The sequence below is a fragment of the Roseomonas alba genome, from assembly GCF_019430885.1.
Lineage (GTDB): Bacteria > Pseudomonadota > Alphaproteobacteria > Acetobacterales > Acetobacteraceae > Neoroseomonas > Neoroseomonas alba.
This window is the reverse complement of sequence record NZ_JAHYBZ010000004.1, coordinates 266,840-281,382: the sequence shown is the minus strand read 5'-3', so window position 1 is coordinate 281,382 and position 14,543 is coordinate 266,840. Positions and strand designations below refer to the sequence as shown.

Annotated in this window: 17 protein-coding genes and 1 other RNA gene; 13 read left to right on the top strand and 5 right to left on the bottom strand. The window is 70.5% G+C overall.

The window, feature by feature from the left end; all coding sequences use genetic code 11:
• Nucleotides 1–68: 68 nt before the first annotated feature.
• A complete protein-coding gene (catB, locus tag KPL78_RS13055) occupies nucleotides 69–701 on the top strand; it encodes a type B chloramphenicol O-acetyltransferase (protein ID WP_219763397.1) in 633 nt (210 codons plus the stop codon).
• Nucleotides 702–766: 65 nt separating this feature from the next.
• Here catB and KPL78_RS13050 read toward each other — a convergent pair whose 3' ends face one another.
• Together KPL78_RS13050 and KPL78_RS13045 are read right to left on the bottom strand one after the other, a co-directional pair.
• Nucleotides 767–1,687, bottom strand: coding sequence for a class I fructose-bisphosphate aldolase (locus KPL78_RS13050; RefSeq protein WP_219763396.1), 921 nt, complete (start codon nucleotides 1,685–1,687; stop codon nucleotides 767–769).
• Between the two features lie 64 nt (nucleotides 1,688–1,751).
• The gene (locus KPL78_RS13045) at nucleotides 1,752–2,192 is read right to left on the bottom strand and encodes a hypothetical protein (protein ID WP_219763395.1); all 441 of its coding nucleotides are present in this window, start codon (nucleotides 2,190–2,192) and stop codon (nucleotides 1,752–1,754) included.
• A gap of 130 nt (nucleotides 2,193–2,322) precedes the next feature.
• Here KPL78_RS13045 and KPL78_RS13040 point away from each other — a divergent pair, with 130 nt between their 5' ends.
• From KPL78_RS13040 to KPL78_RS13010, 7 genes are all read left to right on the top strand, one after another.
• On the top strand, nucleotides 2,323–2,520 hold the full coding sequence (locus tag KPL78_RS13040; protein WP_219763394.1) for a hypothetical protein: 198 nt from the start codon (nucleotides 2,323–2,325) through the stop codon (nucleotides 2,518–2,520).
• Nucleotides 2,520–2,864 (top strand): cell division protein ZapA, encoded by a 345-nt coding sequence (locus KPL78_RS13035; protein ID WP_219763393.1) that lies wholly within the window; start codon nucleotides 2,520–2,522, stop codon nucleotides 2,862–2,864. The genes KPL78_RS13040 and KPL78_RS13035 overlap by 1 nt, the downstream gene beginning before the upstream one ends.
• Nucleotides 2,865–2,873: 9 nt before the next feature.
• A non-coding RNA gene (ssrS, locus tag KPL78_RS13030) (6S RNA) lies at nucleotides 2,874–3,028 on the top strand.
• Between the two features lie 337 nt (nucleotides 3,029–3,365).
• Nucleotides 3,366–3,962: a 5-formyltetrahydrofolate cyclo-ligase gene (locus tag KPL78_RS13025; protein WP_219763392.1), complete on the top strand. Its 597-nt coding sequence runs from the start codon at nucleotides 3,366–3,368 to the stop codon at nucleotides 3,960–3,962.
• The gene (locus KPL78_RS13020; protein WP_219763391.1) at nucleotides 3,959–4,780 is read left to right on the top strand and encodes a TIGR00282 family metallophosphoesterase; all 822 of its coding nucleotides are present in this window, start codon (nucleotides 3,959–3,961) and stop codon (nucleotides 4,778–4,780) included. The genes KPL78_RS13025 and KPL78_RS13020 overlap by 4 nt, the downstream gene beginning before the upstream one ends.
• A complete protein-coding gene (locus KPL78_RS13015; RefSeq protein WP_219763390.1) occupies nucleotides 4,777–6,540 on the top strand; it encodes a solute carrier family 23 protein in 1,764 nt (587 codons plus the stop codon). The genes KPL78_RS13020 and KPL78_RS13015 overlap by 4 nt, the downstream gene beginning before the upstream one ends.
• A 21-nt stretch (nucleotides 6,541–6,561) precedes the next feature.
• The gene (locus KPL78_RS13010; protein WP_219763389.1) at nucleotides 6,562–7,353 is read left to right on the top strand and encodes an SDR family NAD(P)-dependent oxidoreductase; all 792 of its coding nucleotides are present in this window, start codon (nucleotides 6,562–6,564) and stop codon (nucleotides 7,351–7,353) included.
• Between the two features lie 115 nt (nucleotides 7,354–7,468).
• On the opposite strand, the gene KPL78_RS13005 is transcribed toward KPL78_RS13010, so the two are convergent.
• Nucleotides 7,469–8,581, bottom strand: a complete 1,113-nt coding sequence (locus KPL78_RS13005; RefSeq protein WP_219763388.1) for a YncE family protein — start codon at nucleotides 8,579–8,581, stop codon at nucleotides 7,469–7,471.
• Between the two features lie 208 nt (nucleotides 8,582–8,789).
• Between KPL78_RS13005 and KPL78_RS13000 the strand changes: the two genes are divergently transcribed.
• Genes KPL78_RS13000 through KPL78_RS12980 form a run of 5 tightly spaced genes read left to right on the top strand, consistent with a single transcriptional unit; the run spans nucleotide 8,790 to nucleotide 13,209 of the window.
• Entirely contained in the window at nucleotides 8,790–9,968 is a 1,179-nt protein-coding gene (locus KPL78_RS13000; protein ID WP_255568952.1) for an ABC transporter substrate-binding protein, read from the top strand.
• Nucleotides 9,961–10,842: a branched-chain amino acid ABC transporter permease gene (locus tag KPL78_RS12995; protein WP_219763386.1), complete on the top strand. Its 882-nt coding sequence runs from the start codon at nucleotides 9,961–9,963 to the stop codon at nucleotides 10,840–10,842. Before KPL78_RS13000 ends, KPL78_RS12995 begins: the two co-directional genes overlap by 8 nt.
• A complete protein-coding gene (locus tag KPL78_RS12990) occupies nucleotides 10,839–11,759 on the top strand; it encodes a branched-chain amino acid ABC transporter permease (protein ID WP_219763385.1) in 921 nt (306 codons plus the stop codon). The genes KPL78_RS12995 and KPL78_RS12990 overlap by 4 nt, the downstream gene beginning before the upstream one ends.
• Nucleotides 11,756–12,505, top strand: coding sequence for an ABC transporter ATP-binding protein (locus tag KPL78_RS12985; protein WP_219763384.1), 750 nt, complete (start codon nucleotides 11,756–11,758; stop codon nucleotides 12,503–12,505). Before KPL78_RS12990 ends, KPL78_RS12985 begins: the two co-directional genes overlap by 4 nt.
• Entirely contained in the window at nucleotides 12,502–13,209 is a 708-nt protein-coding gene (locus KPL78_RS12980) for an ABC transporter ATP-binding protein (protein WP_219763383.1), read from the top strand. Before KPL78_RS12985 ends, KPL78_RS12980 begins: the two co-directional genes overlap by 4 nt.
• Before the next feature lie 40 nt (nucleotides 13,210–13,249).
• On the opposite strand, the gene KPL78_RS12975 is transcribed toward KPL78_RS12980, so the two are convergent.
• Complete coding sequence (locus KPL78_RS12975; protein ID WP_219763382.1) at nucleotides 13,250–13,759, bottom strand: DUF3016 domain-containing protein; 510 nt, start codon at nucleotides 13,757–13,759, stop codon at nucleotides 13,250–13,252.
• Nucleotides 13,760–13,852: 93 nt separating this feature from the next.
• Entirely contained in the window at nucleotides 13,853–14,431 is a 579-nt protein-coding gene (locus KPL78_RS12970; RefSeq protein ID WP_255568951.1) for a cytochrome b, read from the bottom strand.
• Nucleotides 14,432–14,543: the final 112 nt, after the last annotated feature.

Here is a 14,543-nt window from a genome sequence, read left to right as displayed (position 1 = left end):
GGACGAGCGCGTCCCCGGCGGCGATACTTCATGAGCCGACGGCTGGTCCGTCGGAAGGGCACTAATCCATGCAGAATGTCTTCGAGAGCCCCTTCAAGGGCATTCCTCTGTCGCGTCAGGTGACCAACCCCAACATCGTGGTCGGGCGGCACAGCTACTACTCCGGCTACTACCACGGGCATGGCTTCGACGATTGCGCCCGCTACCTGCCGCCCGATCCGGGGGTGGACCGGCTCGTCATCGGCAGCTTCTGCTCGATCGGCACCGGGGCGAGCTTCATCATGGCCGGCAACCAGGGCCACCGCCTCGATTGGGTGAGCACCTTCCCCTTCCACTACGTGCCGGACCAGCCCGTCTTCGCCGCCGCGGCGGATGGCTATCGCCCGGCCGGCGACACCGTCATCGGCCATGATGTCTGGATCGGGGCAGAGGCGATGGTCATGCCCGGCGTTACGGTCGGCGACGGCGCCGTGATCGGGGCACGCGCGGTGGTGACGCGCGATGTCGAACCCTACGCCATCATGGGCGGCAATCCGGCGCGGCTCATCCGCTACCGCTTCGCCGAGGCGGAACGCGCCATGCTTCTCGAACTGCGCTGGTGGGACTGGACCGATGCGCAGATCGGCATGGCGATGCCGCTGATGACCGAGGGCGATATCGCGGCTCTGCATCGCCACTGGCGCGAGCACGTCGTCATCTGAAAGAAAAGCGCCGCCGCGGGGCATCCCCCGCGGCGGCGCTGCCGCTACGCCCGATCGGGGGCGTCTTACGGCTTGGTCTTGTAGATCTCGATCATGGAGGCGAGCAGCTTCAGCGCTTCCTCCTTCGGCCGCTGGAAGGCGTTGCGGCCGACGATGGACCCGTTCGCGCCACCGGCATGCAGGCCCTTCACCTCTTCGAGCAGCGCCTCGGTGCCCTTGGCCTCGCCGCCGGAGAAGACCACCAGGCGGCGGCCATTGAAGCAGGACTGCACCACATGCTTCACCCGGGCCGCGAGGCTGGAGGCGTCGATCTTGCGCTCGATGTAGACCTTCTTCGCGGCCTCCAGCGACAGCGGCTCCATCGGCGGCTTCACCTTGATGATGTGGGCGCCGAGCAGGGCGGCCATGTGCGCGGCATAGGCGCAGATGTCGAAGGCGGTCTCGCCCACCTTGTCGAGCATCGGGCCACGCGGATAGGACCACACGACGACGGCAAGGCCGGCCGCCTTCGCTTCCTCGGCGAGCTCGCGCAGCTCTTCCATCATCTCGAACTGGTATTCGCTGCCGGGATAGATGGTGAAGCCGATGGCCGAGCAGCCCAGGCGCAGCGCGTCGGACACCGACCCGGTCACCGCCTGGTCCTTGGTGGTGGACAGGCTGTTGGAGCTGTTCACCTTGAGGATCGTCGGAATGCAGCCGGCGAAGGAGGCAGCCCCCGCCTCGATCATGCCGAGCGGCGCGGCATAGGCGTTGAGCCCGGCCTCGATCGCCAGTTCGAAATGGTAGTGCGGGTCATAGGCGGCGGGGTTCGGCGCGAAGGAACGGGCCGGGCCATGCTCGAAGCCCTGGTCGACCGGCAGGATCACCATCTTGCCGGTGCCCCCGAGCTTTCCCTCCATCAGGATGCGGGCGAGGTTCGCCTTGGTCCCGGGGTTGTCGCTCTCATACCAGGAGAGGATTTCCTTCACGCGACGGGTCAGTTTCATGGTCCGGCGTTCCTTCTACGGCATCCGATCGACCCCGGCGCGATAGCGCAGGTGCCGGTTTCTGTCACGGGGCAGGCGATTTCACCGATCCCTGTGGCGCTTCCATGGCGAACCAGGCGGCAATGCGCGCGAGGTCATCGCGCCGGCGCAGGTCGAGCCGGCCGAGGTCAAGAGCCGCCGGGCGGGCGGGCAGCAGGGTCGCGCCGGCCTCGGAAGCCGCGGCCGCGACGGCGGGGAAGGAAGGGCAGGCACCGGCCAGCACGACGATCCGCGTGCCCGCCCGCAGGGCGGCGAGCGCGGCGCCCGGCGCATCGGCGCAGTCCAGCGCCGCAACCCAGGCCTTGCCGGGATGGCGCCGCGCCGCCTCGGCCGCCAGGGCGAGGAACCAGGCCGGTCCGGCAAAGGTGCCGGCGCCGGGCGCGGAGAGCAGCATCACCCCCGCCGGCCCGGCCGCCGCCAGCGCCACCTCGGCCTGGGCGAGAGCGTGGACCACGACGGCCGGCATGCTGACACCTGATGTCACCGTTGACCCCGAGGCCCCTCTCTGCCAAGCCTTTCCCTAGCCCTGCGAGCCATCGCGGGGAAGTGAATCACGAACCGTTCTAGGGGGCGGATTGAGCGAGGCGGTGGATCCGGTGGCCGAAGCCACCCAGCGGCTGGAAGCGGCGGTCGAGAGGCTCACACGCGCTGCGGCGTCTCGTCCGGCGGCACCAGCCGGGGGTGAGGGCGACTCCACCCCGCCGGGCGTTGATCCGGCTGCCGTGGCGGCTCTGGCTGCCCGTCTCGACGAAACCATCGCGCGACTGCGCGGCGTGCTGGGTGAGGAGGGCTGATGGCACAGGTCACGGTCCGCGTCGGCGGCTACTCCCACCCCGTCGCCTGCCAGGACGGCCAGGAACGCCACCTGACCAACATGGCCGCCGAGGTCGACAAGCGCATCGGCGCGCTCAAAGCCATGGGCATGCAGTTCGGCGAGACCCGCATGCTGCTGCTCGCCGCCCTGCAACTGGCCGACGAGACCTCGGATCTCCAGGCCGAGAACAGCGCGATGCGCGCCGGCGGCGCCGTTCCCGCCGCACCGCCCGTTGCGCCGTCGCCCGACTACGACCTCGCCGACCGGCTGAATGCGCTCGCCGAAGCGATCGAGGGCATTGCGGCGACCCTGGAGCGCGCCTAGGTATCTCCTGCGGAGCTGCCCGGTGCGCCAGGCAATTCATCCCCGGGGCCAATAAGCATCCTCCGGGAGCTGGCTCTGTCCGGATCGTGGTCCGGGCACCCGGCGCCCACCTGCATTAGCAGGCCTTGGGAGGATGAGACGCCAGCGGCCATGGTGGCTCCGCACTTCACGTTCAGTGCCAGCTTTGCAGCGGGCGTTCTTGGTGCCGGCCGCTGGCTGGTTTTTTGTGCCTCGGACGCCAGCGCCGGCATCCGCCGGCTTGGCTTTCGCGCCCCGCGCTGGTCGGCCGGGCGCCGCTGTCGGCCTGAGCGCGGTCGCGCTGTGCGCTCCCGGATCGCGGCTCGGCGGCGATCCGCTTTCGGTACACCAGACCCTGCTGCCGGCCTGGATTTCGTCCGGCGCATTGTGCCGCCCTGTGCCGTGGTCGGTCTGTGCGCTCGCGCATCGCGGCAGCGCTGCGATCCGTTTTTCGGGCGCGCGGGGGCAGGGTAGGGTGGCCCGATGAGTGATGCTCCCTACTGCGACGTCCTGCTTGCCGAACTGAAGGCCGAGGCACGGCGCCTGGCGCTGGCGCGGCGCGCGACGGTTGATCCGGCCGGGAAGGGCGAGGCGCTTGCCTCGGTGGTGCTGCGCGATTGCCCGCCGCCGCCATCGGCCATGGTCGCCTTGTTCTGGCCCATGGGGCCCGAGATTGATGTGAAGCCGCTGCTGCACGCCCTGGCGGAGCGCGGCCAGAAGCTCTGCCTGCCGGTCACGCCGAAGCGCGGCCAGCCGCTGCATTTCCGGCGCTGGGCGGCGGGAGATCCGCTCGCGCACGGCCCCATGGGCACCCGCCATCCCGCGACGGGCCATGACGTGACGCCCGACTGGCTCTTCGTCCCGCTGCTCGCCTTCGACCGCTCCGGCCGGCGGCTCGGTTATGGCGGCGGCTACTACGATCGGACCCTCGCCGCCCTGCCGCAGGCGACCGCGATCGGGGTTGCCTATGCGGCACAGGAGATGCAGGAACCTCCGGGAGTGCCCGCGGGCCCGACCGATATCCGGCTCGGCCGCGTGGCGACGGAGAATGGCGTCGTGATCTGCGGCCGGGGCTCGTGAGGCTCCTCTTCCTCGGTGACATCGTCGGGCGGTCCGGACGCGACGCGGTGGAAGCCGCGCTGCCCGCGCTGCGCCGCGACCTGCAACTCGACCTGGTGGTGGTGAACGGGGAGAACGCCTCGCACGGCTTCGGCCTCGCGCCCGACATGGCGCGTGCGCTGTTCGCCGCCGGGGCGGATGTGCTGACGCTCGGCAACCATGCCTGGGACCGCAAGGAGATCATCCCCTTCATCGAATCCGAACCGCGTCTGATCCGCCCGATGAATTACGCCCCCGGCACGCCGGGCCGCGGCGCGACGGTGGTCGAGGTCCCGGGCGGGCGTCGCGCCCTGGTGATCCAGGCGATGGGGCGGCTGTTCATGGAACCGCTCGACGATCCCTTCCGCGCGGTGCAGGCGGAACTCGCAAAGCACACGCTCGGCGCGCAGGGCAGCGTCCAGGCCGTGGTGATCGACATCCATGCCGAAGCGACCTCCGAGAAGCAGGCCATGGCCCATTCCTTCGATGGCCGCGCCTCGCTGGTGATCGGGACGCATACCCATGTGCCGTCAGCCGATCATCGGATCCTAGCCGGCGGCACCGCCTATCAGACCGATGCCGGGATGTGCGGCGATTATGACAGTGTGATCGGCATGCAGAAGGGTGGGGCCTCCCTGCGCTTCTGGCGCAAGGTCCCGGCCGAACGCCTGGCGCCGGCGGAGGGCGAGGCGACGCTCTGCGGCCTGTTCGTCGAGACGGACGACGCCACCGGCCTCGCCCGCCGTGCGGAGCCGTTGCGCCTCGGAGGCAGTCTCGCCCACACCATGCCCACGCCATGAGCGCCGAAGCCGGCAGCGGCCGGGTCGAGGGATTCTGGGGCACGCTGATCGGCCGGCGCGGGGACCGCGTGCCGACCCATGTGCCCGATGTGGTGCTGGGGCTGAACGACAAGGTGCCGTCGGGGCGCGCCTTCGCCCTCGCCAGCCAGCAGATCGGACTGCAATCCATCTATTTCCTGCTGCCGGGCATCGCCGCCGCGGCCTTCGGCGGCACGCAGCTCGATGCGACCAACCTGCTGTGCCTGTCTCTGATGGGGCTCGCGCTCTACGCCGCGCTCCAGGGGCTGACGCGGGGGCCATTCGGCTCAGGCTATCCGATCGTCGCGGCGCCCTCGGCGACGCTGCTGGCGCCGATGCTGCTGGCGGCCTCGCAGGGCGCGACGCTGGGGCAGGTTGCGGCGATGGTGGTGATCACCGGCCTGGTCGCGATGCTGTTCTCGCCGCTGACGCGGCGGCTGACGGCGCTGCTGCCGACCGAGGTGACGGGCGTCGTGGTCTTCATGGTGGGCGCATCCCTGTTGCCGGCGATGATGACGCTTGTGCATGTCGATCCGGCCTCCCCGCGGGATGCGCTGCCCGGTTCGCTCGTCGCCTTCGGCGCCTTCGCCGTGATGGTCGCGGTCGCGGTGCGGCGGTCGCGCTTCGCCCCCTATGCCGTCCTGATCGGCGCGGCGGTCGGCACGGTTGTCTCGCTGGCCCTCGGCATGGCTCCGGACGGGGCGCATGACCTGCTGGTGTCCGCCCCCTGGTTTGCGCTGCCGCGGCCCGCGGCGGTGCCGGACTTCCATTTCGACCGCGGTCAATTGCTGGGCTTCCTGCTGACGCTCGTGCCGACCCTGGCCTCGACGGTCGGCGTGCTCGTCGCCTTCCAGCGGGCGACCGATGGCGGGTGGACGCGGGCCGATCCGGGGCCGATCCGCCGTGGCATCCTTGCCCATGGCCTGGCCGTGGCGCTGACCGGGGCGGTGGGCGCGCTGCCGGGCGGGGCGTCGGCCTCCTGCGCGGCGCTGTCGATCGCGACGCGATCCTTCGCCCGCGGCATCGCCTGGGCGGGATCCGCGGTCCTGTTCCTTCTTGCCTTCTGCCCCAAGGCGGTGGCGCTGTTCATCCTGGTGCCGGCGCCGGTGCAGGCGGCGATGCTGCTCTATGTCGCCGGATTCATGATGGCGCAGGGCTGCGCGATGGTGGTGCTGCGCAGCCTCGACACGCGGCGCACCGTGGTGGCGGGGCTGGGGCTGACGGCGGGGCTCGCGGTGCTGACGGCCCCGCGCTTCTTCGCGACCGCCATGCCTCCCTTGGCCGCGCCGTTGGCCATGGCGGCGCTGGTGGCCTTCCTCGCCAACCTGGTCACCCTGCCGCTGGTCAAGCGCGTGCAGCGTTTCGAGCAACGCTTCTGGTCCGGCATGGGCGATGAATTGCAGGACAGCGCGCATGCCATCGGCGGCGCCTGGGGGCTGCGGCCCGAGACGGTGCGCAAGATGCACCATGCGCTCGCCGAACTCGGCGACCTGCTGGCCGGCCGCGGCCTGTCGAGCATGACGGTAACGGCGACGCAGCTCGAGGAAGCGGTGGCGCTGACCATCACCTTCCGCGGCCAGCCCTTGCCGAAGCCGGCGCGGCGGCCGGCGCTGGACGACATCGAGGCCGGGGGCGATGCCATGGAAGCGGTCTCGCTGTGGCTCGCGCTGCGCGAGACGACGAGCCACAGCACGCGCAGCACGGCCGAGGGGCAGGAGCTGCGCATCGAATTCCGGGACTGAACACGAGACGGGGGAAGCGCGATGGATCTCGGCTATGCGGGGCGGCGGGTGCTGGTGGTCGGTGCCTCCGCCGGCATCGGATTCGCGACGGCGGAAGTGCTGGCGGGGGAGGGGGCGGAGGTGATGATCGCCTCCCGCGACCAGGCCGGGATCGCGGCGGCGGCGGACCGCATCGCGGCGCAGACCGGACGCCGGCCGGCAACGGCGGTGGCGGACATCACCGCCGAAGGTGCGGCTGATCGCCTGTTGGCGGAGGTCGCGTCGCGCTGGGGTGCGCTCGACGCGCTGGTCGATGCGGTGGGCGGGTCGATCCGCTCGGGCTTCGAGGCGCTCACCGACGCCGACTGGATGGGCAACTACCAGTTCAACGTGCTGTCCGCCGTGCGGGTGGTGCGCGCGGCGTTGCCGTTGCTGCGCCAAGGCGCGGCACCGTCGGTCGTGCTGCTGGGGGCGGCCGCGTCGCGCATGCCCTATCCCAACCAGATCGTGTCCAACGTTCACAAGGCGGGACTGCTGGGGCTGACCAAGACCCTCGCCGGCGAATACGCGGCCGAGGGCATCCGCGTGAACTGCGTCGCGCCTGGGCGGACGCTGACGCGGCTGTGGACCGACCGCGCGACGAAGATGGCGGCGGAACGCGGCGTGCCCTTCGAGGAAATCATCGCCGAATTCGCTCATGAAATTCCGATCGGCCGCTTCGGCACGCCGGAGGAGATCGCGGCCATGGTGGTGTGGCTGTCGAGCCCGCGCGCCGGCTATGTGACCGGGCAGACGGTGAACGTCGATGGCGGGATCGCGCGCGGGCTGCTGTGAGAGCCTGTCTGGAAACGCGGCATGTGGCGCGGTTCCGGAATCTCCGGACGGACTCTGAGTCGGGGCGAGGCCCGGCAGCGCGGATGCTGCCGGGCAAGGACCGCAGGCGGGCGGCTCAGGGACGGATGATGCTGACCGTGTCGCCGTTGGGATCGTCGATCGGCGCGGGCGGCGGTGGTGGCGGGCTGCCGGCTGCCGGGCGCGGGCCGCGCGGTGGCATCCGCGCCTTGTTCGAGACGTAGGCGAGCCCGCTCCGCTTATCGACCGCGACGGTGTTCGGATGCGTGCCGGTCGCGAGATTCGCGGTCACCGTCAGGCTGCGCAGGTCGACGATGCTGGTCGTGCCGGCGCCGCGATTCGCGACATAGGCGATGGCGCCGTCCCCGGAGAGCGCCACGCCGAGCGCGCCTTCCCCCGTCGCGATCGACTTCACCACCTCGCCCGAGGCGGCGTTGAGCACGGTCAGCGTGCCGCTGCGCAGGTTGGCGACGAAAAGCCGGCCGCTCGCGGGATCGAAGGCGATGTTGACCGCGCCCTCGCCGCCCGAGGGGAAGCGGCGGACGCCCGCATTGCGCGCCAGGCTGACCTCGACGACCTCGTTCGAGGTGAGCGCGGTGGCGAAAAGCCGGTCATTGGCCGCGTCGAAGGCGATGCCGGTGATGCCGCCCTCAAGCCCCTCGGTGATGACGTTCGCGATGCGGTCGCCGGCCGTGTCCGCCACCCAGATTGCGCTCGGCCGGTCCCGCGCGCCGAAGGAGGTGGCGAAGGCGCGGTCACGGGCTTCGTCGGCCACGACCTCGCGCAAATGGGACTGCTCGCCCTCGGTCAGCCTCGCGCGCACCGTGCCGGTGCGTACGTCGATGATCTTGAGCGCGCCCGAGCGCGTGCCGGTCGCGAGCAGCAGGCCGCGCCGGTTGTTTGCGGTGAGGCCGAAGGCCGCATCCTCGCCGAGTTCGATCGTCTGCCGGGTCTCGAGCGTGCGCAGGTCGAGGCCGAGGATCTTCGCGGCATTGGCGCCGCGCGGGCCGACCGCGGCGACATGCACCAGGTCGCTCACCGTGCTGACGGCGAGCTCATAGAGCCCGGTCCCGACCTTCAGGGATTTCTCGATTGCCGGCGCCGCGCTGGCGGGGCCGGGGCGCATGGCGGCGAGGCCGGCGCCGGCGCCGAGCAGGGCGAAGAGATGGCGCCGCGAAACGGCCGAGCGGTTCAGGGACGGTGAGGGCATCGGAGGCCTTCCTCGGAGGAGGGATGGTCGATAACTAAGAATGCCTCGCATTATCATCATTGCCGAGGCGCGGCAATGAACCGCGGCAGCGAGGACACCTTGTCGCGGCCCCCATGCTCTGCAACAAGATAGTGAGAATTACTCGCAACTTATCGTAACAGCGAAACGCGCCGCCACATCGAAGTCGCCGCAGATGGAACCGCCGACCATGCGCATCACCCGCCGCCTTGCCCTTGCCGGCCTTCCGGCCGTCGCGCTGCCGCGCGCAGCGCTCGCGCAGCCACGGCCGCTGCGCATCGGCATGATCACCTCCCTCTCCGGCCCTTTCACGGCACTCGGTGAGAGCATGCGCGCCGGCATGCGACTGCTGCTGGTGCAGTCCGGCGAACGCTTCGCCGACCGCCCGGTGGAACTGATCGTCGAGGACGACCAGGCGCGTCCCGATGACGGCGTGCGCAAGGCGCGCAAGCTGATCGAGCAGGACCGCGTGGACCTACTCTGCGGCGTCATCCATTCCGGTGTTGCGCTGGCGCTGCGCGACGTGGTGACCGAGGCACAGAAGCCGACCTTCATCCTGGGTTCGGCCAACGACCTGGCCCGCAAGGCGGCGAGCCCCTATGTCCTGCGCCCGACCAAGACGAACTGGATGCTGGGCAGCAGCGCCGCGCGGCGCGCGTATGAGACTCAGTCGGGTGCGCGCGTGGTCACTGCGGCGTCCGACTACGCGGCGGGGCGCGAATATGTCGGCGATTTCGTCACGACCTATCAGGGCCTCGGCGGACGGATCGGGCGGCAATTCTGGACGCCGCTCGGCACCGCCGATTTCGGCCCGCTGCTGACCGCCATCGCCGCCGAGCGGCCCGATTCCGTCTATGTCTTCTTCGCCGGCAGCGACGCGGTGCGCTTCCTGCGCCAGTGGAAGGAATACCGTCTGGCCGGGCGCATCCGCCTGACCGGCACCGGCGCCTGCTTCGACCAGGAAGACGTGCTGCCCGCGGTCGGCGACGCGCCGCTCGGCGCCATCAACACCTTCCACCAATCGCCGACCGCGCCGGCCTCCGCCGCTTTCGTCGAGGCCTATCGCGCCACCGGCAAGCCCCTGCCCGGCGAGTTCAGCACCACCGGCTATGTCTGCGGCCAGGTGTTGCGCGCGGCCGTCGAGCGGTCCAACGGCGACCCGACCGGGAACTGGGCGCAGACCCGCCAGGCGCTGTTCGACGCGCCGATCGACACCGCCTTCGGCAGCATGCCCTTCGACCCGCGCAACGGGCAGGCGATCCTCGACATCCATGTGAACGAGGTGAATGCCGGCGCGCCGGGCCAGCCGCTGGTCAACACCGTCGTGCACACCTATCCGCAGCTCCGCGATCCAGGGCCGAATGCCTGACCTGCTCGGCTATGCCGCCGTTCAGACGCTGAACGCACTGTCCTTCTCGGCGCTGCTGCTGCTCAACGGGCTGGGGCTTTCGGTGGTGCTCAGCCTGATGAATTTCGTGAACCTGACGCATGGCGCCTTCTTCCTGCTCGGCAGCTATGTCGGGATCTTCTGGCTGGGCAGCGGGGCGCCCTGGTGGCTCGCCTTCCCGGCGGCCTTCCTGGCGTCGGGGCTGGTCGGCGCGGTGCTGGAGCGCTTCCCCTTCCGGCAGTTCTACGCGCAGCCGCATCTGATGCAGGTGCTGCTGACCTATGGGCTGTCGCTGATCTTCGCCGACCTGATGCGCTGGGGATTCGGCGCGCAGATCCTGACACCCGAGCTGCCGGAGACGCTGCAGGGCGTGGTGTTCATCCTGGACATGCCGTTTCCGATCTTCCGGCTGTTCCTGATCGGGGCGGGCGTGGCGCTGGGGCTGGCGCTGTGGCTGCTGCTCGACCGCACGGTCTGGGGTGCGGTGCTGCGCGCCGCGGTCAGCGATCGCGGCATCGTCGAGACGCTCGGCATCGACACGCGCCGCGTGCTGACCCTGGTGCTGGTGCTGTCCGCCGGTCTGGGCGGACTGTCAGGCGCGCTGGGTGCGGGCATGCTCGCTGCCTATCCGGGGCTGGATGAGGAGGTGCTGCTGCTCGCCCTCGTCACCGTGGTGGTGGGTGGCCTCGGCAGCTTCGGCGGCACGGTCGCGGGTGCGCTGGTGGTCGGCTTCGCGTTGACCTTCTCCAAGGTGTGGTTTCCGGAATTCGCCAATCTCGCGGCCTTCGCAGTGCTGGTGCTGCTGTTGATGCTCCGCCCGTCCGGGCTGGTGGCACCGCCGCTCCGCCGCATATGACCCGCGCCGTCCTGGCGGCGGCCCTGCTGGCCGTCGTGACCGCTGTCCTCGCGGATGACTTCCTGCTGCGCTTCCTCGCCGAGATCCTGCTGCTCGGCATCGCGGTGATGAGCCTCGACCTGCTGATCGGCTTCGGCGGGCTGGTGTCGCTGGGGCATGCGGCGCTGTTCGGCGGCGCGGCCTATGCCGCCGCGATCGCCGCGCGCGCCTGGGGCGGCGATGTGCTGCTGATGCTCGGCGCGGGCATCGCCACGGGCACGCTACTGGCGGCGGCGATGGGCGTCGTCATCCTGCGCAGCGGGCAGCTTTTCCTGCTGATCCTGACCCTGCTGACCGGGCAGATGGTGTGGGAAGTCGCCTTTCACTGGCGCGACGTAACCGGCGGCGCGGATGGGCTGCGTGGCTTGCCGGCGCTGTCGTTCGGCCCCTGGGCGCTGCCCGGCGCGCAGCCGCTGTTCCTGCTGGCGGTGCTGCTCGCGATCCTGGCCTGGCTCGTAGCGCGATCCTATGTCGCCGCGCCGATTGGTCGCGCGTTGGTCGGCACGCGGGAACAGCCGATCCGGATGAGCGCGCTAGGCTACAGCCTGTTTGCCGTGCGCTTCCGCGCGCTGCTGCTGGCGGGGGCGATCGCCGGCGCGGCGGGGGCGCTCTATCCTTTCGTCAACCTCTATGTCGGGCCGCAATCCGTGCATTGGACGCAATCCGCGGCCATGGTGATCATGCTGGTGATCGGCGGCATCGGTTCGCTGTGGGGCGGCTTCCTGGGAGCCGCGGTGTATCTCGGCATCCAGACCTATCTCAGCGCCTGGACGGATCGCTGGCAGCTCTGCGTCGGACTGGTCTTCGTGCTGACCGTGCTGCTGCTGCCGAATGGCATTGCCGGCGGGATGCGGCGTTGGCGTGGGGGTGCCGAATGACTCCCATCCTTGCCCTGAGCGGCGTCGGCAAACGCTTCGGCGCCTTCGCCGCGCTGACCGACATCGGTTTCGAGATCGGCGAACGCGAAGCGGTCGGGCTGATCGGCCCGAACGGTGCCGGCAAGACCACGCTGTTCAATGTCATTACCGGCTTCCTGCCGCCCGATGCCGGCAGCATCCGCTTCGCTGGGCAGGATCTGCGCGGCATGCCGCCCACACGCCGTGTCGCGCGCGGCATGGCCCGCACCTTCCAGACCGCGATGGTCTTCCCCGGCCTGACGGCACGCGAGAACATCGCCATGGCTGTGCGGGAACATGCCGGCGACGGCCTGCGCTGGTTCGGTGGTGGCCGCGGGACGGCCGCGGCGGACGACACGGCGGCGCGGCTGCTCGCGGAGGCCGGCTTGGGCCACCGCGCGGACACGCCTCTGCGCGACCTCTCCCACGGCGAGCGCCGCATCGTCGATGCGCTGATGCCTCTCGCGCTGTCTCCCCGCCTGCTGCTGCTGGACGAACCCACGGCCGGGCTGACGCGCGCGGAATCGGACCGGCTGCTGGACATGCTGCGGCGTCACCATCCGGGCACGGCGCTGCTGCTGGTCGCGCACGACATCGACATCGTCTTCGGCCATTGCGCGCGGGTGGTGGTCATGGAACTCGGCCGGGTCATCCGCGTCGGCACGCCGGACGAGGTGCGCGCGGATGCCGATGTGCGCCGCGCCTATCTTGGCAGCGCGGCGCCGTGAGCCCTGTTCTCGAATTGTCCGGCGTCTCGGCCGGCTATGGCGGCGCGGCGGTGCTCGAGGGCGTATCGCTCGCGCTGCGGCCCGGCGAGCGCGTGGCGGTGCTCGGTCGCAACGGGGCGGGCAAGACGACGCTGGTGCATGCCGTGTTCAATCTCGGCCCTCAGGTGGCGGGGTCGGTGCGAGTCATGGGGCGCGAGGTCGCGGGCTGGCCGACGCATCGCATCGCGCGGCTCGGCATCGCGCTGGTGCCGCAGGGACGCGGCGGCTTTCCCGACCTGACCGTGGCCGAGAACCTGCGTCTCGCGACGTTGTCTGGCCGGTCAGGCACCTGGACGCTCGACCGCGTCTTCACGCTGTTCCCGCGCCTGGCCGAGCGGCGGGCCACACTCAGCAGCGCGTTGTCCGGCGGCGAGCGCCAGATGCTCGCAATCGGCCGGGCGCTGCTGACCCAGGCGCCAGTGCTCGTTCTGGACGAACCGAGCGAAGGCCTCGCCCCGCCGATCGCGGAGGAGGTGATCGTGACCACCCTTGGGCGGCTGGAAGCGGAAGGGAAGACGGTACTGATCGTCGAACAGAACCTGCCCCTGGCGCTGCGGCTGTGCGAACGCGCGATCCTGCTGGCCGGCGGGCGCATCGTCTTCGACGGCGCGTCCGCAACCCTGCAGGCCCGACGGGAGATGCTCACCGAGCATTTGGGCGTCTAGCGCCCCGGGAATGGCGCCACCAGGGCGTCGGGAGCGGGCGCTACCGCGCAGCGGGGCGCCGCGTCACGCCGAAGCGGACGGCGAACCAGTCGGCGATCATGGGTTCCTCGAAGCGCAGCGGATCGGTGGAGCGCGCGACGGCCGGGCGCCGCAGATAGGTCATGTCCGTCAGCACCGCGTCGTCGCTGCCAATCACGCGGCCATTCTGCGTCAGCGTGTAACGCAGCGTGATGCGCGGCCAGGTCGTCGGTTCCATGACGCGGATCGGCGGCCTCGTGCCGCGCCAGGGCGGGAAGAAACCCGCAAGATCGACGTCCAGCACCTCTATCTTCAGGTCCTGGCCCGGTGGCAGGCCCCGGCCGCTGCGTTCGAAAATGCGCCGCAGGCCGGTCAGGGCAGGCGCATTCTCATCCACCCGCCCGACCCTGTAGAGCCCGGCATCGGTGAAGCCGCGGGGATTGACGAAGGTAATGTCGACCCCGGCCATGGCGGGCGCCGCAGCGACCAGCCCTGCGATGGTCGATGCGGCGAAAAGGGAGAGAGAGCGCATGGGGGTGTCTCCTGCACCGCGGCGCGCTCGCGCGCCGACGCAATCCCGTCGGCTAGTGTGGGTCGGCCGGCCCGGATTTCCAGGCCGTGCCGGTCACGCTGCGTCCCCGGCGGCACGGCGCGGTGCCTGCCCGGCCATGCGCAGCAGCACGCCGTCGCGCCAGGCGAACTGGTGCACCAGCGCCATCGCCACATGGCCCAGGATCAGCGCCAGCAGCAGCCAGGCAAGCTTGGAATGCAGCAGTTGGGCGGGCGCGACCATCCAGTCGATGCGCTGGCCCGTCCGTTCCACCACCTGATGACCGAAGAAGGCGAAGCCGCGGCCGCTGCCGAGCGCCCGGAGCAGCCCGATGGCGGGGATGACGAGCATCAGCAGGTAGAGCAGCCCCTGGCCGATGGCAGCGGCCCGGCCGACCGGCGTCCGGTCATGCGCCGGCCGGCGCCTACGGTTGGCGAAGGCCCAGGCGAGCCGGATCACGATCAGCCCCAGCAGCACCGTGCCGACCGACTGGTGCGACCCCACCCAGAAGGCCATGAGCGGCGTGCGGCCCAGGATCAGCCGCAGGATCATGCCGGTGAACTGCCACAGCAGGATCAGCGCCATGCCCCAATGCAGCAGCCGCGAGACGAGACCATAGCGTTCGGGCGTATCCCGCCAATGCAGCGTCATCATGCAGATCCCCGGCCGGGTCGCCGCGGGGCGCCCGTGTCTTTATGCAAATGAGAATGAGTTGCGTAACAGACGAGCCGCCGAGGTCAATCACTGCCGGCGCGCCGTGAGGATT